General features: G+C 77.7%; 16 protein-coding genes. 13 read left to right on the top strand and 3 right to left on the bottom strand.

Annotated features, from left to right (window positions below):
• Positions 1-8 precede the first annotated feature (8 nt).
• The 5 genes from OHB09_RS17280 (at position 9) to OHB09_RS17260 (ending at position 5,929) form a co-directional block, all read left to right on the top strand.
• Positions 9-2,414 (top strand): histidine kinase, encoded by a 2,406-nt coding sequence (locus tag OHB09_RS17280; protein ID WP_328922212.1) that lies wholly within the window; start codon positions 9-11, stop codon positions 2,412-2,414.
• Positions 2,411-3,094, top strand: coding sequence for a response regulator transcription factor (locus tag OHB09_RS17275; protein ID WP_328922211.1), 684 nt, complete (start codon positions 2,411-2,413; stop codon positions 3,092-3,094). The genes OHB09_RS17280 and OHB09_RS17275 overlap by 4 nt, the downstream gene beginning before the upstream one ends.
• Before the next feature lie 78 nt (positions 3,095-3,172).
• Positions 3,173-3,508 carry an SCO4225 family membrane protein gene (locus OHB09_RS17270; protein ID WP_167792687.1) on the top strand — a complete coding sequence of 112 codons (336 nt, stop codon included), beginning with the start codon at positions 3,173-3,175 and terminating at the stop codon, positions 3,506-3,508.
• A 170-nt stretch (positions 3,509-3,678) separates the two neighbouring features.
• Positions 3,679-5,382, top strand: coding sequence for a hypothetical protein (locus OHB09_RS17265; RefSeq protein WP_328922210.1), 1,704 nt, complete (start codon positions 3,679-3,681; stop codon positions 5,380-5,382).
• 70 nt (positions 5,383-5,452) lie between these two features.
• Positions 5,453-5,929 (top strand): GNAT family N-acetyltransferase, encoded by a 477-nt coding sequence (locus OHB09_RS17260; RefSeq protein ID WP_006138496.1) that lies wholly within the window; start codon positions 5,453-5,455, stop codon positions 5,927-5,929.
• A 2-nt stretch (positions 5,930-5,931) separates the two neighbouring features.
• Here the strand turns inward: OHB09_RS17260 and OHB09_RS17255 are convergent, their stop codons facing one another.
• Together OHB09_RS17255 and OHB09_RS17250 are read right to left on the bottom strand one after the other, a co-directional pair.
• Positions 5,932-6,588: a class I SAM-dependent DNA methyltransferase gene (locus tag OHB09_RS17255; RefSeq protein WP_191892306.1), complete on the bottom strand. Its 657-nt coding sequence runs from the start codon at positions 6,586-6,588 to the stop codon at positions 5,932-5,934.
• Positions 6,575-9,634 (bottom strand): helix-turn-helix transcriptional regulator, encoded by a 3,060-nt coding sequence (locus OHB09_RS17250; protein WP_328922209.1) that lies wholly within the window; start codon positions 9,632-9,634, stop codon positions 6,575-6,577. Before OHB09_RS17250 ends, OHB09_RS17255 begins: the two co-directional genes overlap by 14 nt.
• Positions 9,635-9,929: 295 nt before the next feature.
• Here OHB09_RS17250 and OHB09_RS17245 point away from each other — a divergent pair, with 295 nt between their 5' ends.
• The 3 genes from OHB09_RS17245 to OHB09_RS17235 all read left to right on the top strand — a co-directional run bounded on the left by OHB09_RS17245 (position 9,930) and on the right by OHB09_RS17235 (position 13,527).
• Positions 9,930-10,592 (top strand): helix-turn-helix transcriptional regulator, encoded by a 663-nt coding sequence (locus OHB09_RS17245; protein WP_006138491.1) that lies wholly within the window; start codon positions 9,930-9,932, stop codon positions 10,590-10,592.
• 161 nt (positions 10,593-10,753) lie between these two features.
• Positions 10,754-11,431: a DUF4255 domain-containing protein gene (locus OHB09_RS17240; protein WP_006138490.1), complete on the top strand. Its 678-nt coding sequence runs from the start codon at positions 10,754-10,756 to the stop codon at positions 11,429-11,431.
• Positions 11,428-13,527 (top strand): ATP-binding protein, encoded by a 2,100-nt coding sequence (locus OHB09_RS17235; protein ID WP_328922208.1) that lies wholly within the window; start codon positions 11,428-11,430, stop codon positions 13,525-13,527. Before OHB09_RS17240 ends, OHB09_RS17235 begins: the two co-directional genes overlap by 4 nt.
• Positions 13,528-13,572: 45 nt before the next feature.
• On the opposite strand, the gene OHB09_RS17230 is transcribed toward OHB09_RS17235, so the two are convergent.
• Entirely contained in the window at positions 13,573-14,994 is a 1,422-nt protein-coding gene (locus OHB09_RS17230; protein ID WP_328728907.1) for an RICIN domain-containing protein, read from the bottom strand.
• A 366-nt stretch (positions 14,995-15,360) separates the two neighbouring features.
• Here OHB09_RS17230 and OHB09_RS17225 point away from each other — a divergent pair, with 366 nt between their 5' ends.
• From OHB09_RS17225 to OHB09_RS17205, 5 genes are all read left to right on the top strand, one after another.
• Positions 15,361-16,953 (top strand): phage tail sheath family protein, encoded by a 1,593-nt coding sequence (locus OHB09_RS17225; protein ID WP_006138482.1) that lies wholly within the window; start codon positions 15,361-15,363, stop codon positions 16,951-16,953.
• Positions 16,954-17,014: 61 nt separating this feature from the next.
• Complete coding sequence (locus OHB09_RS17220) at positions 17,015-17,458, top strand: phage tail protein (RefSeq protein ID WP_006138481.1); 444 nt, start codon at positions 17,015-17,017, stop codon at positions 17,456-17,458.
• Positions 17,455-18,042 (top strand): hypothetical protein, encoded by a 588-nt coding sequence (locus tag OHB09_RS17215; RefSeq protein WP_191854005.1) that lies wholly within the window; start codon positions 17,455-17,457, stop codon positions 18,040-18,042. The genes OHB09_RS17220 and OHB09_RS17215 overlap by 4 nt, the downstream gene beginning before the upstream one ends.
• A complete protein-coding gene (locus tag OHB09_RS17210; RefSeq protein WP_006138476.1) occupies positions 18,039-18,203 on the top strand; it encodes a DUF6760 family protein in 165 nt (54 codons plus the stop codon). The genes OHB09_RS17215 and OHB09_RS17210 overlap by 4 nt, the downstream gene beginning before the upstream one ends.
• A 1-nt stretch (position 18,204) precedes the next feature.
• Positions 18,205-21,717 carry a hypothetical protein gene (locus OHB09_RS17205; protein WP_328922207.1) on the top strand — a complete coding sequence of 1,171 codons (3,513 nt, stop codon included), beginning with the start codon at positions 18,205-18,207 and terminating at the stop codon, positions 21,715-21,717.
• Positions 21,718-21,787: the final 70 nt, after the last annotated feature.

Here is a 21,787-nt window from a genome sequence, read left to right as displayed (position 1 = left end):
GGGTGGTCATGAAGCGAACCGACGGCCGGACCGTTCCGGCCCTGCTGCTGTGCGCCCAGGCCCTGTGGTGGCCCGGTGCGGCCTCGGCGCGCGGCGACGTGCCGCCCGCCTCGGCGCTGTTCCCGGCGGCCCTGGTGGCCGCGACGGTGACGGCCGCGCTCGCCCTGCGCCGCGGCCACCCGGTGCCCGCGCTCGTGCTGGTCGCCGCCGTCTGCGCCCTGGGCGCCGGCCCGCTGCCGGCCGGCGCCACGGCCGTGCTCGGCACCGCGGGGCCCGCACTCGCCCTGTACACCGTGGCCGCCGTCCGCGACACCTTCACCGCCGTCCTGAGCGTGACCGCCCTCGCCGTCTGGCAACTCCTCTACGGCGTCACCCTGCACGGGCTCAGCGACCGCGACGGACTCGACCTCGCCCTCACCGCGCTGCTGTACGCCACCGCGTGCGGCGCCGGACTGCGGGCGCGGCACGCCCGCCGCGCACGGCTCACGGCCGCCCGCCGGCTGCACCGGGCCGAGACCGAGCGGCACCGGCTCCCGGCGGCCGAACGGCGCCGCATGGAAAGGGAACTGCACGACGTCAGCGCCCACCACCTGACGGCCGTGGTGGTCTCGGCCGGCGCCGCCTCGGGACTGCGCGCGAGCCGCCCCGAACTCGCCGGGGAGGCACTGCGGTTCGCCGCCGATACCGGCCGCGAGGTCACCCGGGCGCTCGGCGCGGTGCGGGCGCCCTCGCCCTCCGGCGAGGAACTGCCCTCACCCCGCGAGCGGTTGCTGGACCTCGTCGCCGGGTTCCGCCGGCTCGGCGGACGGGTCGACGCCGCGATCGACGACCTGCCCGAGGGCACCCTCGCGGACGCGGCCCACGGCATCGTGCGCGAGGCGCTGACCAACGCCGCCCGGCACGCCCCGGGCGCGCACACCACCGTGACCTGCCGGTACGGGGAGACGCGCACGGACGTCGTCGTCACGAGCGCCGCGCCGCCCGCCGGGGTCACCGCGCACGGCGCGGGTCTCGGCGGCGGCCGGGGCCGGGCCTTCCTGCGGTCCCGGGCCCGGGAGGCGGGCGGCACCCTGACCAGCGGCCCCACGGCCGAGGGCGGCTGGGAGGTGCGCGCGGCGCTGCCCGGACGGACCGCCGCCGAGGCGGACCCGGCCGTGCCGCGCGGCCGGCGGGCGGCCCAGGTGACGGCCGCCCTCGCCCTCGTCGTGAACCCGCTGCTGCCGATCCTGGTGATCCACAGGTCCACCGCGTCCGCCGGTGCCGGGGTGTCCGCGGGTGTGTACTTCGCGCTGCTGGCCGCCGTGCAGGCCACCGCCCTGCTGTGGCTGCGCCGCACCCCCCGCACGGCACGGGCCGCCCTGCTCGCCGTGGCCCCGCTCTGGCCGGCCGCGACGGCGGCGGGCGACTACACCGGCCCCGCGCTGCTGCCCCCCGCGCTGGGCATGCTCGCCACCTGCGTGGCGCTGGCCGCGCACGCGGCCGCCCCCGGGGACCCCGGCCGGGCCCGGACCGCCGTCACCCGGTGGCTCTTCCCGGCGGCCGCCCTCGTGGCGCACGGGGCGGGGGCGCTCGCCGCCCTGGCGGAGCGCCCGGGCGGCGCCCCCGGGTGGGGAGCCGACGCGGGGGTCGTGGCCGGGGTGGCGCTGGTGGCCGGCGCGGCGCACGCGCTCGGGGCCCGCCTGGGGCGGCGGGCGCGGGCCGCGCGCGAGGCCCGGGAGGAACGGCTCGCGGCCTGGAACGGGGAGGCCGTGCGGGAGGCGTGGGCGGAGCGGCGCCGGATCGCCGCGGGCCTGGAGACCACCGTGCTGGCGCGCACCGCCGACATGGTCGCCGAGGCGGAGGCGGGACGGCTCGACGCGACCGCCGAGCGCGCCCGCGAGGCCCTCGCGGCGATGCGCGCCCTCCTCGACGCCGTCCGCGAGGGCGAGGACGAGACCGGCGGCGCCCTGCGTCCGCAGCCCGGTCTCCAGGCCCTCGACCTGCTCGCCCACCAGCACCGGGCCACCGGCCGCGAGGTCGCGATACGGGTCTCCGGCCGCGTACCGGCGCACCTGCCCACCGCCGTCGACCTCGCCGCCTACCACGTGGCCGAGACGATGCTCGCGGCCGGTGGCGACGGTCCCGCCGTCCTCGAACTCGACGCGGAGGACGGCCTGTTGACCCTCACCGCGAGCGGCGTGCCGGAGGCCGTGCGGCCCGGGGTGCGGGAACGGCTGACGGCACGGCTCGCACCCCTCGCCGGCACCCTGACCACCGGCCCGGACGGCACCGTGGGCCTGCGGCTGCCCCTCGCGGCACACGAGGACCACGAGGACCACAAGGTCCACAAGGTCCACAAGGACCACGAGGACGGGGACACGGAGATCCGGGGCGGCCTGAGCGGCCGGGGGAACGCGGGAGGCGGGGAGCGATGACACTGCGGGTGCTGGTCGCCGACGACCAGGGCGTCGTACGGGCGGGATTCGCCGCCGTGATCGACGCCGAGGAGGACATGACCGTCGTCGGCGAGGCCGCCGACGGGGCCGCGGCCGTCCGGCTCACCGGGGAACTGGCACCCGACGTGGTCGTCATGGACATCCGCATGCCGGAGCTGGACGGCATCGCCGCCACCCGGCTGATCACCGGCCGTCCCGACGGGCCCCGCGTCCTCGTCCTCACCACCTTCGACCTCGACGCCCACGTCTTCGACGCGCTCCGCGCCGGCGCCTCCGGCTTCCTCCTCAAGGACGTGCACGCCGCCGAACTGCTGCGCGGGATACGGACCGTGGCGGCCGGCGAGAGCGTCCTCGCACCCTCGGCGACCCGCCGGCTCCTGCGGCACTACGCGGGCCGGCCCTCCTCCGGCATCGAGACCGGCCGGGTCCCCGCCGAGCTGAACCGGCTGACGGCGCGGGAGCGTTCGGTGCTCGGCCTCCTCGCCTCCGGCCTCAACAACACCGAGATCGCCGCCGACCTCGGCATCACCGTCGGCACGGTGAAGTCCCACGTCAACGCGGTACTGCGCAAACTCGCGCTGCGCGACCGGGTGCAGGCCACGATCCTCGCCTACGACCTGGGGCTCGCCCGGCCCCATCCCCCGGGCACGTCCCTCTGACTCCCCGGCTCTCCCCGGCAGACGACCGCCCACGCCCACGCCCACCGACGCCCCTCAACGGATACGGAGTTCCCCACCATGCCCAGAACCGACGCCCCCGCCCCGCCCCTCCTCCGCCGTCTGCGGCGGGTGCTGGGCCACGGCCTCTCCCTCGCCTATCTCGCGGGCTGCGCCGCCGTGACCGTCTGGGCGCTCGTGGACGCCGCCACGGACGACTCCGGCGAGTCCCTCGCGCTGATCTTCCCGGTGCTCGCGACCGCCCCGGTCGGCCTCATACTGCTCGTCACCCCCGACGGTCTGCCCGCGTTCCTCCTCGCCGTCGTCCTCGGCGCGCTGGTGAACGCGGCGGTCATCGGCTGGTGCGCCCGCGCCCTGCGCCGCGGCGAGAAGACCCCGGACCCCTACGCCGAGTGACCCGCCGGCTCCCGCACCCCCCGCCACCCGTCCGTCCGCGCCCGGGTGGCGGGGGGTGTGCGGCGCGCCTAGAAACGGGAGTGTCGTGCTGTGTGTTCGTGCGTCGGCGGCTCCGCCCGTGGCCCGCGTGGCCCGCACAGCCTGGGAGCAGTGGGAAGTGGAAGGCGACCATGACGATCAACCCCTTGCGCGACTCCTCCGGTACGGGCACGCCCGGGGCACCGCGGGAGGCCCCCGTGCGCGCGCTCGTGCACGCGGCCGTCGCCTCGCGGTCGGTGGACGAGGTGCTCGCGCTGATCGCCCTGCTGGAGCGCCGGCCGGACGGTGACAGGGCGGCACGGGAGGTGGTCCGCGCGGCCGCCGCCGACCGTCCCGTCGAGGAACTCGTCGAGCTGATAGCCCGGTTGACGGCCCCGGCCCGCGCGACGGTACGGACCGCACCCCTCACGGCCCCACCGCCTGGCACCGGCCGCCCCGCCGGACCCGGGCCCGCCCGGGAGACCCGCCCGGCCACACCACCGAGGGACACGGGAACCGTCCCGGGAGGCACCCCGCCGGCCACCCCGGCGACCGACCCGCCGCAGCCCCCGACGCCCCACACACCGGACCGCTCGGCACAGCCCCCGGAGACCGGCCCCGCGGGCCACCCGGCGGAGGTCGTGGAGACCGGCCCGGCACGGGCCCCGCGGGACCGCTCGGCGCAGGACCCGGCGGGTGGCCCGGCGGACCGTCCGGCGGAACTCCCGGCCACCGGCCCGGACCGCCCTGCGGAGAACCCGGCCGCCGGCCAGGCGGGAGCCCCGGCGACCGGTCCGGCGAACCGCCCGCCACAGGCCCCGGACACCCACCCCGCGAACCGCCCCGCAGAGGTCCCGGCCGTCGGCCCGGACCACTCGGCGCGGGTCCCGGCCACCGGTCCCGCGCACCCCCCGGCCACCAGCCCGGCGTACGCCGCGAGCCGCCCGACGGAGGTCGCGGCGAGCGCGTCGGTGGACGGCGGCGCGGCCGGTCCGGCGGGCGGCGCGCGGCCTGGCCCCGCCCCCGCCGCACCCGCACCCGCACCCGCACCCGCACCCGCACCCGCACCCGCACCGACGGTCGAAGCGGCGTCCGCACCAACGGTCGAAGCGGCGTCCGGCGTCGCGCCCGCCTCCGCCGCGCAGGCCGCACCATCCGCGCCGCCCGCGCCGCCCGCCGACGACGGCCCCCGCCGGATGGAGGGCACCGCCGTGGTCGTGGGGGCGTCGGAGGAGACGCGTCGGCCCTTCCCGGTGGCCGGGGTCGGTCCCGCCCCGGAGGCGCCCGCGCGCGCCCTCGACTTCGACTGGCTGGACGAGGAGTGGGCCGCCCGGGCCGGGTACCGGACCCCGGAGCACCGGACGCCCCCGCCACCGGCGGAGGCCCACCCCCGGAGGACGCGGGCCCGGCGGTTCGCCGGGATCGCCGCCGCCGCGCCGCCCGCCCGGCTGCACTGGCCCGCCGTGCTCGCCCTGGTGGTGTGCGGGGTCCTGCACCTGCCGCTGCGGAACGGCTCCCCTTCGACGTACGCGCACGGGTTCTCCCTCGCGCTCGGCACCCTGTGCCTGCTGCTGGGCGCCGGTCTGGCCGTGCGGGGCAGGGCGGTGCCCGTGCTGGCCGCGGGCGCGCTGTTCCCGGGGCTGCTGGCCCTCGCGCACCTCACGGCGGGGCGGTTCGCCTCGCCGACCCTCGCCGAGGTGCTCGCCACCGGCGGTGACGGTGCGACCCTCGCCGCCGTGCTGGCCGCGGCGCTCGCCCTCCTCGCCCTGCTCGGCACCTCGGCCGGACGGGCCGGGGGCACCCCCGGGCCGGAGGCGTCCGCCCCGTCCGTGCCCGTCCGGGCCGCCGACTCCTGACGGCCTCCGCGTCCGCGCGCGGAATAAACCCGGGTGCGGCGGACCGGCGCCTCTGCGAGCATGCGCCGCTGTGGACGACGAGAACGAACATCCGGTCGTGCGCCGTGCGGTCGCCGCCGAGGCCGACACCGTGGCCGGGCTGTGGCTGCGGTCCTTCGACGCGGCGCTGCCGACGGTGCGCCGAGCCCGTACGGACGAGGAGGTGCGGGGCTGGTTCCGGGAGGTCGTCGTGCCCGCCGGGGACACCTGGGTGGCGGCCGGCCCGGACCGCCTCCTCGGGATGATGGTGCTGGACGGCGAGGAGCTGGACCAGCTCTACCTCGATCCGGCCCGGCGGGGCCGGGGCGTCGGCGGCCTGCTCCTGGACCATGCGAAGCGGCTGCGCCCGTCCGGGCTCGCCCTGTGGACGTTCCGGATCAACGCGCCCGCCCGCCGCTTCTACGAGCGGCACGGCTTCGTCGCCGTCGAGCGGACCGACGGCGCCCGCAACGAGGAGCGCGAGCCGGACGTCCGGTACGTGTGGCGCCCGGACGGGCCGGGACGCTGAGTTCAGGGCGCGGGAGTCCTGCGCGCGAGCAGGTGGACGGTCCGGAACTGGCGGCGGTCCGTGGGGAGGGGCTCCTGGTACGTGCGGGAGGTCTCGTGCACGCCGTGCTCGCGCAGGAGGCCGGCCAGGCGGTCGGGGGACCAGCGGTGGGCGGGGGCGACCGCGTGGTCGAAGGGCCGGGAGGGCACGGACGGGTCCTCGGTCGCCCAGAAGGAGAGCGTCAGACGGCCGCCGGGGGCCAGGACGCGGGCGAACTCCGCGAGCACGGCGGGGACTTCCGCCGGCGGGGTGTGGATGATCGACCAGCGCGAGAGGATGCCGCCCAGGGTGCCCCCGGGGAGGTCGAGCGCGGCCATCGAGGCGACGTCGAAGCGCAGGTCCGGGTGGTCCCGGCGGGCCAGTTCGATCATCTCGGGGGAGGCGTCGACGCCGAAGGCCCGCAGCCCCAGGTCGCGCAGGTGCGCGGTGACGTGACCGGGTCCGCAGCCGAGGTCCGCGACCGGGCCGCCGCCGTCCGCCCGGACGGTCTCGGCGAAGGCGGCGAGCAGCGCGCGCTCCACAGGCTCCTCGCGCAGCGACTCGCGGAACATGTCGGCGTACGTGCCGGCCACCGCGTCGTAGGCCTCGCGGGTGGCGGTCAGTGCGTCAGGTGCGGCCATCCTCAGGACAGTAGTTCCTGTCGGGGCGGCGTGGCGCGGCGGCCCCGAGGACGGTCTGGAGCTGGCCCCGGCGGCGGATGCCGAGTTTGCGGTAGGCGCTCGTCAGGTGCGTCTCCACCGTGCGGCGGGCCACGTGCAGGAGGCCCGCGATCTCGGTGTTGGTGTGCCCCTCCGCCGCGAGTTCGACGATGCGGCGTTCGCTGTCGGTGAGCGCCTCGAAGCCCGTGCGGACGGTGGCCGGCCGCCGGGCGCCGCCCTCCCGCAGGGCCTCCTCCGCCGCCTGAGCGAGGCGTACGGCGCCCCGCCGTGCGGCGCGGTCCGCCGCCTCGCGCAGCGTCTCGCGCGCCTGCGTACGCTCCCCCGCCGCGAGCAGGAGCCGCCCCCGTGCGAGCAGCGCGGCGATCAGTTCCTCGCCGCCGGGCGCCGTGCGCAGCAGTCGTACGGCCTCCTCGGCGAGATCCAGGCCGTGCCGGCCGCCGGTCGCCGTGGCCAGTACCCGCAGGGCGCGGCCCACGGTGCGGGGCGTGTCCCACACCCGGGCCAGGCGCAGCTCGTCCTCGGCCAGGAGCAGCGCCTCCCGCCGGTCGCCCCGGGCCACCGCGCACTCGGCGAGGGCGGTCCGCCACGGCAGGACCGCCGGGTTGAGTTCCTCGCGGGCCGAGCGCCCGCGCCCGCACTCCAGGAAGTCGTGCGCGGCGCCCACCGGGTTGCCCGCGGCGGCCCGCAGGACGCCCCGCGCGTACAGGAAGCGGTCGCGCTCGGGGGAGTCCGGGACGCGGCTCAGGTCGAAGGCGGTCACGAACCGTCCGGCCGCCGCGACACGGCCGGCCGCGACGAGGGCGAGCACCGCGCGCGCGTCCTCGCCGCGCGGTGTGCGGGCCCGGTCCGCCGGTGCGGAGGGGGCGCCGGGGCCCGCCGGGTCGTGGGGCCCGGCGTACTCGGCGTCCGCCCGCGCGTGCTCCGTCCACGGGTGTTCCTCCGCCCCGGACGCCTCGCACGCCGGGGGCCCGTGGCGGGCGGGATCCGTCCGTGCCGGTGAGCGGTCGGCGAGGAGGTGCCGCGGCAGGACGTGGGTGCCGTGGGCCATCGCGAGGTCGGCACGCACGTCCCGCAGGATCTCGCCCGTCGGGTGCAGCACGTGCGGGTCCCGGCCGGCCAGGGCGTGGTCCGCGAGCTGTTCGGCGGAGTCGAAGTCGTCGGCCCACACGGCGACTTCCGCCGCCGTCCCGAGCAGGAAGGGTTCGGTCTCCGGTTCGGCCGGTGCCAGGAGCAGCGCCCGCAGGCGCTCCATCGCCTCCCGCGCGGAGATCAGCCCGGCCACCGCCGCGTGCCGCACCAGCAGGGCACGGCCGGCCGCGCCGACCAGGTCCGGGGTGCTGTGCGCCTGCTCGGACAGCCGGGCGTACGCCTGCCGGCGCAGGACCTGGTCCTGCTCGGACAGCAGCACGGTGGCGGCCCGCACGGCCTGCGGCAGCGCGGGGCGGTCGGACAGACCGCTCTCGTCCAGTCCGCGCAGCGTCTCCACGGCGGACCGGGTGTGGCCGAAGCGGGCCAGCGCGGTGCCGAGGGCGATGGCCGCCCGCACCCGGTCCGCCGGCTCGACGGGCAGCCACAGCGCCTCGGTGAGCCGCGGGATGCCGGTGGAGACACCCGAGTCGGACCCGTCCCCGGGCTCGGAGCGGGACAGCGCGGCGGTGCACTCCAGGGAGCCGAGTTCGGTGAGGACCCGCTGCCGCTGCGGGTCGGACAGCGGTTCCCGCAGGAGCCGGCGCAGATGGGCCACGGCGGTCTCGGCGCGCCCCTCACGGGCGGCCTCGCGCGCCGCGTCCCGCAGGACGTTCACGGCCCAGGGGCGGCTCGCCGCGCCGGCCCGCAGCAGTTGCCGTGCGACGGCGGCGGTGCTGTCGCCGCGCTGCCACATGGCGTCGGCGGCCGCGAGGTGCGCGGCCCGGCGCCGGTCCTCGGACCAGCCCTCGAGCACCGCGTCCCGCAGCAGCCGGTGGGCCCAGCGGGGGCGGCCCCACGCGTCGGGGCGGAGCAGGCCGAGTCCGGTCGTGGCGGTGAGCCAGCCGGCGATCCGGGCGGGGTCGGCACCGGTCATCCCGGTGAGGATCTCGGCCAGATGCCGGACGGTGGCGGGGTGGGCGGGCGCGCCGGGGCGGACCGAGCCGTGCGGGGAGGCGGGTGCGGCCGGGCGGCCGGGGATGTCCGCCCAGGTGTCCTCCAGGACGGCCAGCGCCCGGGCGACCGCGGTGGTGCGCGGTCCGGCGGACTCCAGCCACCAGGACACGGCGGCCTGGTAGGCCCCCGGGTACAGCATCGCGGAGGACTCCGGCACGGCCTCGGCCCCGCTGCCGCCGAGGTCCTCCAGCAGGGCGTGCAGCAGCAGCGGATGGCCGGCCGAGGCGCGGACGCGGCTCTCCACCCGGGGCCAGGCCGCGTCCCCGACGCGGCCACGCGCCAGGAGCGCGGTGGACCTGCCGGACAGCGGGGCGAGGGTGTGGGTGCGGACCAGGTCGGGCGGGAGGGTGTGGGCCAGCCCGGGGGTGGGCGGGGCGATGTCGTACTGGCTGCGCTCGGTCACCAGCAGCAGGACGGGCATCCGGTCGACGTGCCGGGCGGCCTCCACGAGCCAGCGCCGGGAGGCGGGATCGGCCAGGTGCGTGTCGTCCACGGCGACGAGGAGGGGACGGTCCTCGGACAACTCGGCCACGCGTAACAGCAGATGACCGGAGACGACGCGCTCGTCGCGGTCCTGGAAGGGTTCGTGCTCCCCGGCCGCGGGGCGGCCGGTGGGCTGGGCCGGGTGGAGGAGGCGTGTCAGGGAGGCGAAGTACTGCGCCTGGTCGCAGGGGGCGCAGCGGGCGAGCAGGACGCGCATGCCGTGGGCCTCGGCGTCCCGGACGGCGGCCTCCAGCACGGCGGTGCGGCCGGTGCCGGTGGCGCCGCGCAGCAGGACGAGGCCGCCGGTGCCGGCGCGGGCGCGGGCCGCCTCCGCGGCGATCAGCTCGAGCACGTCCGTGCGCTCGCTCAGCGGGCCGGGCATGCGCGCCTCCCTTCCTCTTGTGAACGGTGGTGACGGACGAACAGCGTTTGTGGCGCCTTCTGTTGGGGGAGACGCGCGAGTGCGGGGCATGGTGCCCGGACGTGCCGTACGTCACGCCCGTGAGAGCCCCTTCTCCTGTCCCGGCGGCCAGGAGCCGCGACGCCCCTCCGTTCTCGTGGTGTGCCTCGTGGTGCTCCACGATTGCCCCCGCGGTCCCGCCGGGGAAGGCTGGATGATCCGCCCGACACGGCGCCGGAACCCACGGCGCGCGACCACACGACGCGGGGAGCCAGGGATGTGCAGCACAGCCACCACCACGGACACCGGCAGGCCGGGACCCGCGCACCGGGTGCCCGTCGTCGTGTACGCCCCGGACCCCCTCTCCCGGGAGGGCGTGCTCAGCCAGCTCCGCCGGCACCCCGAGCTGGAGCTGCGCACGGCGGGCGGCCCGGGGACCGTGGCCCTGCTGGTCGGCGAGACCCTCGACGAGAGCGCCCTGACCCGCTTGCGCCGGGTGGTGCGCGGGGAGGGCGCCCGCGCGGTCCTCGTGGTCGGGGAGATCCGCGAGGCGGAGCTGCTGGACGTCATCGAGTGCGGGGTCGGCGCGATCGTCTGGCGGCAGGAGGCGACCGCGCACCGGCTGGCGCAGGCGGTGCTCTCCGCCGCCCGCGGCGAGGGAGACCTGCCGGCCGATCTGCTCGGCCGGCTCATCGAGCAGGTCGGCACCCTGCACCGGGGCGCGGCCGGTCATTCCGGCGCCCCCGCGGTGGGTCTCCTGCCGCGCGAGGTGGACGTGCTGCGGCTGGTCGCCGACGGGCTCGACACCTCGGAGATCGCGGGCAAGTTGTCGTACTCCGAACGCACCATCAAGAACGTGATGCACGGTCTGACCACCCGGCTGCATCTGCGCAACCGCGCCCACGCCGTCGCCTACGCCCTGCGCGAGGGCTACATCTGACGGTCCGGCGAGGACCGGGAGGCGGGGCGGGCAGGTCCCGCTGCCCCCGGGGACACCCCGCTCTGCCCGCGCCCCGTCCCCTCGGGCGCGGCGGGGCGGAAGGCGGGCGGGCACGATGGGAGCGGCCGGCAACGGCGGTTCGGACGGCGGTGGGAGCGCGGGTGATCCACGAGGTGGACGAGGTCCTCAAGGACCTCCTCAGCGGCGGCGCGCTCGCGGGCTCCGGCGTCGACATCACGCTGGACGCCCCGACCCGCGACTGGGCCGCCCGCCGCAACGCGCCCACCATCAACGCCTATCTCTACGACATCCGCGAGGACGTCTCCCGGCGGCACCGCGGCCACATCTCCGTGCGCGACGAGCGGAGCATCGTCGTCAAGCGCCGCCAGCCGCCGCGCTGGTTCCGGCTGTCCTACCTGGTGACGGCGTGGACCCGGCGGCCGCAGGACGAACACCGGCTGCTGTCCGCCGTCCTGGCCACCCTGCTGCCCCACGAGCTGCTGCCCCCCGCCGAACTCCCGGAGTCACTGCGCGCGCTGGGGCTCTCGGTGCCGCTGACGGTGGCCGGCATACAGAGCGAGGCCCGCTCCCTGGCGGAGATCTGGTCCGCGCTCGGCGGCGAGCTGAAGCCCTCCGTGGACCTGGTGGTCACCGCGCCCTTCCCGGCGGTCCCCGAGTACGACGCCGGGCCGCCCGTCACCGAGGGCGCCGCCGTCCGCGTGCGCGAGCTCCCGGGGGCACCCGGCGCGGAGACGGCACGCGACCCGGGCACGCCGGCCGAGGAGCGGGCGCACCGCCCGCACCACCTCGCGGCGGGCCGCGCGGAGCGCCGCCGGTGACCACGCACACCCACCCGCACGCGCGCCCCGGACCCCTCTCCGGCCCCGCCGAGCCGGCCGAGGCGCTCCTCGTCCGGCTCGCCCGGCTGCGCGAACGGATCGCGGTGCTCGTCGACCGGCGTGCGGCCGGCGACCCCACGGCCGAGGACCCGCTGCGCGGGCTGTACCTCTCCGAGGAGGCCGTGCGCCGGTACCTGGCGGCCCCCGCGGGGCCCGTGCCCGCAGGTGTGTCCGAGGGGGAGGCCCCGCCCGATGAGCGGGACGCCGGCCAGGTCGCGCGGCTGGGGCTCGGGGAGCTGGACACCGCGATCCTGTTCCTCGCCCTCGCGCCCGACGTGGACCGCTCCTTCGAGCCGCTCTACGGCTACCTCAACGACGACGTCGGCCGCCGCCGCGCCACGGTGGGCCTCGCGCTCGACCTGTGCGGGGTGCCGGCGCACCGGCCGGGGGCACGGGCCCGGTTCCACGCCGGGGCGCCGCTGACCGCGCGCGGACTGCTGGTGGTGGAGGAGCCCGAGCGACCCTTCCTGACCCGGTCGCTGCGCGTGCCCGACCGGGTCGTCGCCCATCTGCTCGGCGACGACACCCCTGACCCGGACCTCGCCCCGCACCTCCACCCGCTCCCGCCCGCCCCGCACGGGGGCCCGAACCCCGACGACCCCGACGCCCCCGACGACCCCGGCGGGGAGGCGGAGTTCGCCTCCTTCACCGGCCGGCTGGCCGCCCACCTGGCGAGGCCCGGTCCGGGCACCGTCTATCTGCGCGAGCGGCGGGAGGGCGAGGGCGCCGCCTGCGCGGCGGCCGCCCTCCGCGCGGCCGGGTTCGGCGCCCTGCGCTTCGACGGCCCCGACGAGCAGGCAGCCGCACTGGTCCGCGAGGCCCGGCTCGGCGGTCACGCGCTGCTGGTGGCGCCGCTGCCCGCCGACCCCGGCCCGCTGCTGAGGGAGCTGACCGCCGCGCCGGACGTCCCGGTGCTGCTGGCCGACCCCCGCCCGTACGACCCCCACTGGTGCTCCCGCGACCCCCTGGTCCTCGACGCCCCGCACCGCCGCACCGGCACGCTCCCGGCCTGGTCGGCGGCGCTCACCGCCCCGGCGGACGGCCGCACCGGCGCGCCCGCCGAGGTCCCCGGCTTCGACCTCGCCGCCACCGTCGCCCCCTACCGCCTCGGCGGGGAGCGGCTCGAACGGGCCGCGCGGGCCGCGCGCGACCTGGCCGCGTTCGACGGCATGCCGCTGACCCCCGGGCACGTGCGGCTGGCCGCCCGCCGGCAGTCCGCCTCGGGACTGGAGAAGCACGCCCGGCGCATCCGCCCCGACGTCGACTGGAGCGACCTCGTCCTGCCCGCCGCCCCCCTGACCCAGCTGCACGAACTCGCCCTGCGCGCCCGGCACCGGGAGCGGGTGCTCGGCGACTGGCGGCTCAGCGCGGGCGGCGGCCGGGGCCGCGGGGTGCTCGGGCTGTTCGCGGGCGAGTCCGGCACCGGCAAGACGCTGTCCGCCGAGGTCGTCGCCGCCGAACTCGGGCTCGACCTCTACGTGGTCCAGCTCTCCTCGGTCGTCGACAAGTACGTCGGCGAGACCGAGAAGAACCTGGAGCGCATCTTCACCGAGGCCGACCGCACCGACGCGGTCCTGCTCTTCGACGAGGCCGACGCCGTCTTCGGCAAGCGCTCCGAGGTCAAGGACTCCCACGACCGGTACGCCAACATGGAGAGCGCCTACCTGCTCCAGCGGCTGGAGTCCTTCGACGGGATCGCGCTGCTCACCACCAATCTGCGCGCCAACATCGACGAGGCGTTCACCCGCAGGCTCGACCTGGTCGTCGACTTCCCCTTCCCGGACGCCGGGCAGCGGCTGGCGCTGTGGCGGCACGGCCTGGAACGGGTGCCGACCGCCGAGGGCACGCACGCGGGACTCGCCCCGCTGGCGCGGGAGTTCGAGCTGGCGGGCGGGTCGATCCGCAGCGCGGTGGTGACGGCGGCCTACCTCGCCGCCGGGCGGGACGGGGTGGTCACCCCCGCGGACCTGCTGGAGGGGGCCCGGCGGGAGTACCGCAAGGCGGGCCGGCTGGTGCCGGGCGAGGGCTCCTGGTGAAGCCCTCCTCCCGGCCCGGCCCGCGCCTCGGCTCCGCCCCCGATGTCAGTTCTGTCCCTGGTGGATGATCAGCCACTCGCGGTCGTCGTCGTTCGCGCAGTCGTGCAGGGTGAGGTTCGTGTCGTTGCCGCCGGTGGCGTAGCCGTCGACGTTCAGGCACTTGTTGCCGCTCGCGGCGTTGCGGATCCAGTAGGCGCCGCTGTCCTGCCTGTCGAGCCACCACAACTGGTTGTCGGCGGTCGTGCCCTCGCACGTGAACTCGGTGATCGCTGTCTGCACCGGCGCCGCCCCGCCGCCGGGCAGGTCCATGCACAGCCGGTCCTTGACGTTGCGGATCTGGAAGAGGGGCTGCCCGCCGGGCCCCCCGTCGGGGTACCTCACCTCCAGGTTCCACAACTGGTTGTCGGAGTCGGCGTCGTCGCAGGTGTACTCGCGCACGGGGCCGTCCTTCGTGCCCTTGTCGTAGCCGGGGACGTCCGCGCACTTCGTGGTCGTCGTGTTGCGCAGCAGCACCTTCGTCGCGGGCACCACCGGCTTCGCCTTCTTCTCCGGGGGCGCCGCGCCGCCCCCGCCCCCGCCGCCCTTCGCGCCCCCGTCCGCCTTCCCGCCCCCGGACTCGGGCGGGGCGGAGGTCTCCGGCGGGGGTGCGGAGGACAGGGGCGGGGCGGAGGTGGGCGGGGGCGCCACGGCGGCGCCCGCCTCGACGGTCTTCTCCGTGGCCTTCGTACCCACCGAGGGCTTGTACGAGAGCCACAGCATGGTGAAGGTGAGGGCGAGCGCGAGGAAGGCGCCGAAGCAGGTGGCGAGCCAGCGGGGCAGCAGCCCGCGCTGGACGTAGGTCCCCTCGACCGGCAGGGGGGCGGTGCCCGAGCGCACGACGTCCAGCGTGTAGCGCCGCTCCTGCCGGGCGCCGAACCAGATGAGGTGCCGCGGCTTGAGCGTGGCCTTCACGAAGGCGGCCCGGCCCGGCGCGATCCGCACGTTGGCGGGCTCCAGGACGTACGACAGCTGGTCGCCGTTGTCGTGGCCGCCGAGCGAGGCCGTCACCTCGGTGTTGCCGAGGTTGTCCACGGCCAGCCTCGGCCGGCCCCGGAACCGGCCCCGCACGGTCGGCGGCACGAGTTCGGCGCGCACCTCCGTGAACGGGGTGAGGGTGAGGACGCCCTCCGGGACGGTCGTGGCCTCCGGATGCTCGGTCGGGGTGATCCGCACCGCGTACGGGTGCGGCCCCGCCGTGGCGTCCGGCGTGCGGGGCGGGGCGAAGGTCAGGTCGACGGTGCCCGTCGTGCCGGGGTAGAGCCGCAGGGTGGCCGGTTCCACGACGGCCCAGGGGGCCGTGTCGCCGACCGGTTCGAAGCGGTACTCGTCGACGAGGTCGCCGGTGTTGCGCAGCCGCAGACGTACACGGGTGCTGCCGCCGGGGTCCACGGTCGCGGACGCGGGTTCCAGGGATGTCCACAGGCTCACGGGGCCAGGCTAGAAGCAGGCACGGAGAAGACACCGTACGCGCACAAGCGGGCGAAGTGTCCGGCGGGGAAGGGGCATCGGCATCCGAGGCCCCCTCGATGCCCTCGGGGCTGCCCCCGCGGACCTTCCGTGCCGCCCGTGGCCGGCGGGACAGGGGCCGAAGGGCGGTCCACCGGCCCGGCCGCCGACCGGGCACGGCCCGGGTCCTCGCCCCGGCCCGGAACGCCCCCGCGCCGGACGGTGCGAAAGGGGCACTCGCGGGCACACCCGCTGCCCCCACTCGTGCACCGCGGGGCGTACCGGGGCGGTGCTTCGCGCGCGAGGGTGGGAGGACCCTCTGACCCGTACCCCCAAGGAGCGCGGAACATGCCGTCCTATCTGTCGCCCGGCGTCTACGTCGAGGAGGTGGCCAGCGGCTCGCGCCCGATCGAGGGGGTGGGCACCTCGGTGGCGGCCTTCGTGGGGCTCGCTCCGACCGGCCCGCTCAACGAGCCGACGCTGGTGACCAACTGGACGCAGTACGTCGCGGCCTTCGGTGACTTCACCGACGGGTACTACCTGGCGCACTCCGTCTACGGCTTCTTCAACAACGGCGGTTCGGCCGCCTACGTCATACGGGTCGGCGGCTCCGCCGAGGACGCCGCGACGGCCCGCGGCTCCTCCCCCGCCGCCGTGTCCGGCTCCGCGGCCCCCGCCGCGCTGCCGCCCGCCGAGCCCCGGCAGCTCGGCACGTTCAGCGTGAGCGCCCTCGCGCCCGGCCGGAACGGCGCGCTGAGCGTCGAGGTCGCCGACCCGGAGGGCGAGGGCCCCGCCGAGCGGTTCAAGCTGATCGTCAAGGACGGCGGCAAGGCCGTCGAGAGCTTCGACGTGAGCGCGAAGAAGGGCGGCCGCAGTTACGTCGTCACGCAGGTCAAGGAGCGCTCCAAGCTCATCGCGGTGACCGAGACGGCCCCCGCCGGGCAGCTCGCCCGGCCCGAGAACCAGACCGTCGAGCTGCCCGCCGCGCCCGCCGCCGCACCGGCCGTACCGAACGCCGCGGGGCAGGGCCACCCCGGCCCCGCCCAGTACCTCGGCGACTCCGCCGACCGCACCGGCTTCGGCGGCCTGGAGGCCGTGGACGAGATCTCCATGGTCGCGGTGCCCGACCTGATGGCCGCCTACCAGCGCGGCGCGATCGACCTGGAGGCCGTCAAGGCGGTCCAGCTCGGCCTGATCGCCCACTGCGAGCTGATGGGCGACCGCGTCGCCGTCATCGACCCGCCGCCCGGCCTCAACGCCCGCGAGATCCGCGTCTGGCGACAGGAGACCGCCGGCTACGACTCCAAGTACGCGGCCCTGTACTACCCCTGGATCAAGGCCTTCGACCCGGCGAGCGGCCAGTCCCGGATCGTCCCGCCGAGCGGTCACGTGGCCGGTGTGTGGGCCCGCAACGACTCCGAGCGCGGCGTGCACAAGGCGCCCGCCAACGAGGTCGTCCGGGGCGCGGTGGACCTGGAGCTGCAGATCACCCGCGGCGAGCAGGACCTGCTGAACCCGATCGGCGTCAACTGCATCCGCGCCTTCCCCGGCCGCGGCATCCGCATCTGGGGCGCCCGCACCCTCTCCTCCGACCCGGCCTGGCGCTACCTGAACATCCGCCGGTACTTCAACTACCTCGAGGAGTCCATCCTGCTGGGCACCCAGTGGGTGGTGTTCGAGCCGAACGACCACGCCCTGTGGGCCCGCATCCGGCGCAACGTCTCGGCGTTCCTCGTCAACGAGTGGCGTTCCGGCGCCCTCTTCGGCGCCCGCGCCGAGGACGCGTTCTACGTCAAGTGCGACGAGGAGACCAACCCGCCGGAGTCCGTGGACGTCGGCCGGGTCATCTGCGAGATCGGCATCGCGCCGGTCAAGCCGGCCGAGTTCGTGGTCTTCCGGCTGGCCCAGTTCTCCAGCGGCAGCGGTGAACTGGAGGAGTAGGCGCGTCCCGCCCCGGTAGTCCGCTGTCCCCGTTCGTCAACTCTCCCAGAAGGCAAGCGCAATGGATGCATCGCAGGGTGACGCCCTCACCTCACACAATTTCGGCCTGCAGATCGACGGCGTGATGGTCGAGTACCTCGCCAAGGTCGAGGGGCTCAGCATCGAACAGGACGTCATCGAGTACCAGCAGGTCTCCGCGCAGGGCAGGCCGGTCACCAAGAAGATGCCCGGCGTGAAGAAGGCGGGCACCTGCACGGTCGTGCGCGGCAGGACGCAGTCGGCGGCGTTCAACCAGTGGATCACCGAGTCGGTCAACGGCAACATGGCCATGGCCCGCAAGAACGCCACGATCATGTACATGGACTACATGAACACGCCGGTCGTCCGCTACAACATGCGCAACGCGTGGTGCAGCAAGATCGACATCAGCGGAGTGACGGCGGGCGAGGCGTCCACGCTGACCGAGACGGTGACCATCACCTTCGAGGAACTGGTCGTCGAGTGAGGCGGACGGCTGCGCGCCCGTCCGCGGGCGCCGCTCCCGCGGACACCGGCACGGCGGTGGCCGCCGGCCCCGCGGGGCACGGCGGCCCGGCCGGGGAACCGGGCGGGTCCGCCACCGCCCCGCCGGCCGCCGGGGCGGGAACACCGGACGCGTCGCGCACCGCGCCTGACGTGCTGCGCACTTCAACGGACGTGCTGCGCACTGCATCCGACGTGCTGCGCACGGAGTTTCCCTTCCACCTGCCACGCGGATACGTCGACGAGCAGGGCACCGTGCACCGTGACGGGGTGATGCGGCTGTCGACCGCGCGCGACGAACTGATCCCGCTGCGGGACCTCCGCGTGCAGGAGAACCCGGCCTATCTGTCGGTGGTGCTCCTCGGCCGGGTCATCACCCGGCTGGGCACGCTCACCTCGGTGCACGACGGGGTCGTGGAGAACATGTTCGCCTCCGACCTCGCCTTCCTCCAGGACTTCTACCGCCAGATCAACGCCGAGGGCCACACCCGGGCGGCGGTCCGCTGCCCGCACTGCTCGGAACCCTTCGAGGTGGAGCTCGGCGGGAGCCGCCTGGGGGAATCGTGACGTACGCGACCGACCGGCTGTACGAGGAGATCGCGTACGTCGCCTACCACTTCCACTGGAGCCACGAGGAGATCCTCGACCTGGAGCACCGTGACCGGCGTGCCTACGCCGACCGGATCGCGTCCCTCGTGACGAGGGCGAACGCCGGGGCGGAGGCCTGAGATGGGGCTCCTGGACCGGCTGAGGGGTGCACGGCCCGAGCGGACCGAGCGGACCGAGCGGACCGAACGAGCCCAACCGGCCGAACGGACCGAACCGGCCGCTGCCGCGGGCGGCGCGGCGGCGGGCGGCGCGGCGGCGGGCGGCGCGGGAGCGCCGCGCCCGGCGCCCGCCGAGGTCGCCGCGCCGGTCGTGCGGGCCGAGTGGGCGGCGCTGCCGCCCCTCCTCCCCGTGTCCGCGGCACGGCCCGCCGGGGTCGCGGACGCCCGCTTCGGGGGCCGGCTGCCGACCTGGCAGGACCCGTCCTTCTCCGCGACCGCCTCCCCCTCCGTCCTGGACGGACGGGCGGCCGACCGGATGACCAGCGGACTGGCGGCGGGCGCACGCCCGGCGGCGGCCCCCTCGCCCGCGCCCGGCGGCGGCACCGGCGGACTGCCGGTGACCCGCCCGGTGGCGTACACGGGCGGGCCCCCGGTGCAGCGCGCGGCCGCCGAGGCGGCCCCCCTGCCGCTGCCCCTGCCCGGGCCGTCCGCCACGCCGGGCGGTTCCCCGGTGCCGGTGCGCGGCGCCACGCCCCCGGGCGGGTCGGGCACGCCCGGCAGGCCGGGTGCGACGGGCACGGCGGCACGGCCGACCAGCCGGTCGGCACCCCGGCCGGTGCCCGCGCCCCCGGCGCCCTCGTCCGCCCCGCTGCCCCTGACCAGGTCCCGGGCCGCGTCGACCACCGTGCAGCGTCGGGCACTTCCGGCCGTACGGCGTCCCGCGGACGCCCCGGCGGCGACGCGGGGCGACACGGGCGCGCCTCGCGGTACGACGTCCGCCACCGCCGCGAAGGCGGCGGAGCCGGCGGAGCCCGCGCCGGTCACCGCGCCACCGCTCCCCGGAGCGAGGGGCGCGGAGACCCGTACGACGGCGGCGAGTGCGGTGACGGAGGTGCAGCGGGCGGTGGCGCCCGCGGCCGGCACCCCGGCCGCCGTGCCACCGCTGCCCGTGGCCGGTCCCGGGGGCAGTGCGACCCGCCCTGTGACCGGGCCCGCCCCCGTCTCGGCAGACGGTCCGGTGAGGGGCGGACGGCACGCGGACAGCACCCCGCCCGTCGCCCCCGGCCCGGCACCCGCCCCGGCGGCATCCGGGCCCGCGAGCTCCGCCAGGACGCGGCGCACGACGGCGCCGAGCGGCGCGGACGCCCCCCGCCCCGCGCCCACCGTGCAGCGGGCGCGGGCCCGGGAGACGGCCGAGTCCGGGGGCGCCCCCGTGCGCCCTCCTCGCACCGTGCGGCCGGGACTCGGCGCTCCCCTCTCCCACACCACGGAGCCGGGGCCCACCGCGCCGGCCGCCCGTCCCGGCGCGGCGCCCGTCGCCCGGCGGACGGCCGGGCCCGCCGGTGCGGGCACGCCCGCGAGCCGCCGTACGACAGACGGTCCGGGCGGCACCGCCGTGCCGCCCGCGGGCGGACGTGCGGACGGTGGAACGCCCGCGGTGCAGCGGGCGACGCCGGGCCGGGCCGAAGCCCCGGCCCCCGCCGGTCCCCGCACGCCCGGAGCCCGGCCCGAGACCGCGGGGTCCGCCGTTCCCGGGGGCGGGCGGTCCGCCACCCCGCCCGGCCGGCGGACGACGCCGCCCTCGCCCCCGCACACCGGCACGAGCAGCCCCACGGCCCCCGGTCCGGACAACAGCGCGAGCACCACGCCTCCCGTGGTGCAACGGGCGACGGCGTCAGACGGCCGGGACACCGGTGCGGTCCCCGTGGTGCGCCCGGTGGCGAGCGCGGGGCCCGCGACCCGCCCCCCGGCCTCCGGTCCCGCAGGTCCCGTACCGGTGACCCGCCCGACGCCCCGCGGCACGACGCCCGCGCCCGACCCGGGCCCGGCCGCGCCCCGTTCCGCCGAGGCCGCCGCTCCGGTCGTCCAACGGGCGAAGGCCACCCGCACCGGCACGGACACCTCCGCGCACCACCCCACGCCCCCCGGCCCCCGGCCCACCACACCCACCACCTCCGGCCCCGGTTCGATGCCCGGTTCGGCGCCCGGTTCGGCGCCCGGTTCGGCGCCCGGTTCGGCGCCCGGTTCGGCGCCCGGTTCGGCGCCCGCGCCCAACTCCGTTTCCGCCGGGCCCCGTTCCACCGACGCGGCCCCGGTCGTGCAGCGGGCGAAGGCCACCCGCGCCGGCACGGAGACCCACGCACGCCGTCCCGCAAGCGGCGAGGACCGGTCCACCACCCCCAAGTCCGCACCGGCAGCCGCCAGTTCCGCCGTCACACCCCCGGTCGTCCAGCGGGCGGAAGCCCCTCACACCCCGGCCGACCACCCCACCACGGGCGGCCCCCGGCCCAGCAGGCCCGGCCCCAACACGGCCCCCACGCCCACACCGGCCACCCCCCTCTCCACCACCACACCCCCCGTCGTCCAGCGAGCGGAAGCCCCTCACACCCCGGCCGACCACCCCACGACCGGCGACCCCCGGCCCGTCGCACCCCGCCCCGGCACGGCCCCCACACCCACATCCACACCGGCCGCCCCCCGTTCCGCCGTCACACCCCCCGTCGTCCAGCGAGCGGAAGCCGCGCGCACCGGCAGGGACACCTCCGCGCACCACCCCACGACCGCCGGCCTCCGGCCCGGCGCCCCCGCGGTCTCCGGTCTCGGCGACGTGGCCCCGGGCGTGCTCCCCGTCGTCCGGCGGACCACCGTCGCCCGCCCCGACACGGACACCCCCACGAGCGGCGGCTCGCAGCCCTCCGCCCCCACGACCCTCCACCACCAGGCCGTCCAACGCGCCACGGTCACCCGCCCCGGCGCCGCCGCCCCCCAGGGCCCCGGAACCCGCGCGGCCGCCCCCGCGCTCCCCACCCCCGCCCGTGGCGATGCCCCGTCCCCCGGCGGCCTCCCCGTGGTCCGGCGCATCGACGTGCCGCGTCCCGGTGCCGTGCTCGGCGCGGTCTCGGTGCCCGTGGTGCAGCGAACCGCAGCCACCGGACCCGGGGCGCCCGCGGACCGGCCCGCGGCGGGCGGCCCCGTCGCACCCGCGCCCGGCGTCCTGCCGTCCGCGCTCCCCGGGGCCGCCGTCCCGGGTCCGGCCGTCCGGCCCACCGCGCACCCGGAGTACCCGCACCCGGCGGCCGCCCGCCCCGTCGTGCAGCGCGCGGCGGCCCCGCGGGGCGCCGCGCAACGCTCCGGCCCCGCCGTGGCGGGACCGCCGCACACGGGACCCGGCGCCCCCGCGCCCGCCCGTCCCGGCCTCGGCGCCCCGGTGCAACGCGCGACCCCGCCCGTCCCGGCCGCGCCTCCCGCGCCGGCTCCCGCGCCCAAGCCGCCCCCCGCGTCCCGCGCGCCCCACATCCAGCGGCGGGCCGCACACGCCGCCCTCCCGGACGAGCCGCCCGCCCGCCGTGAATGGAGCGACGCCGACCTGGACGAGCTGACGCACCGGCTGATCGGACGTGTCACCCGGCTCCTGCGCACCGAACTCCGCCTGGACCGCGAGCGCGTCGGCAGACTCCGCGACCCACGCTCCTGACGCCCCGGCATCCCGCCGCCCCCGCCCGACCGAAACGCCGCTCGCCGCCGGCCGCCCCAGAAAGGCCCCT

It is taken from the genome of Streptomyces griseoaurantiacus (genome assembly GCF_036189845.1).
In the GTDB taxonomy this organism is placed as follows: Bacteria; Actinomycetota; Actinomycetes; order Streptomycetales; family Streptomycetaceae; genus Streptomyces; species Streptomyces griseoaurantiacus.
Note: the sequence above shows the minus strand (reverse complement) of the source record. Positions and strands in the feature narration are given on the sequence as shown.

What these genes read in the sequence shown, in the direction of transcription:
- OHB09_RS17280 (WP_328922212.1), top strand. Translation starts at nt 9, where the DNA reads ATGAAGCGAACCGACGGCCGGACCGTTCCGGCCCTGCTGCTGTGCGCC.
- OHB09_RS17275 (WP_328922211.1), top strand. Translation starts at nt 2,411, where the DNA reads ATGACACTGCGGGTGCTGGTCGCCGACGACCAGGGCGTCGTACGGGCG.
- OHB09_RS17270 (WP_167792687.1), top strand. Translation starts at nt 3,173, where the DNA reads ATGCCCAGAACCGACGCCCCCGCCCCGCCCCTCCTCCGCCGTCTGCGG.
- OHB09_RS17265 (WP_328922210.1), top strand. Translation starts at nt 3,679, where the DNA reads ATGACGATCAACCCCTTGCGCGACTCCTCCGGTACGGGCACGCCCGGG.
- OHB09_RS17255 (WP_191892306.1), bottom strand. Translation starts at nt 6,588, where the DNA reads ATGGCCGCACCTGACGCACTGACCGCCACCCGCGAGGCCTACGACGCG.
- OHB09_RS17250 (WP_328922209.1), bottom strand. Translation starts at nt 9,634, where the DNA reads ATGCCCGGCCCGCTGAGCGAGCGCACGGACGTGCTCGAGCTGATCGCC.
- OHB09_RS17245 (WP_006138491.1), top strand. Translation starts at nt 9,930, where the DNA reads ATGTGCAGCACAGCCACCACCACGGACACCGGCAGGCCGGGACCCGCG.
- OHB09_RS17225 (WP_006138482.1), top strand. Translation starts at nt 15,361, where the DNA reads ATGCCGTCCTATCTGTCGCCCGGCGTCTACGTCGAGGAGGTGGCCAGC.
- OHB09_RS17220 (WP_006138481.1), top strand. Translation starts at nt 17,015, where the DNA reads ATGGATGCATCGCAGGGTGACGCCCTCACCTCACACAATTTCGGCCTG.
- OHB09_RS17205 (WP_328922207.1), top strand. Translation starts at nt 18,205, where the DNA reads ATGGGGCTCCTGGACCGGCTGAGGGGTGCACGGCCCGAGCGGACCGAG.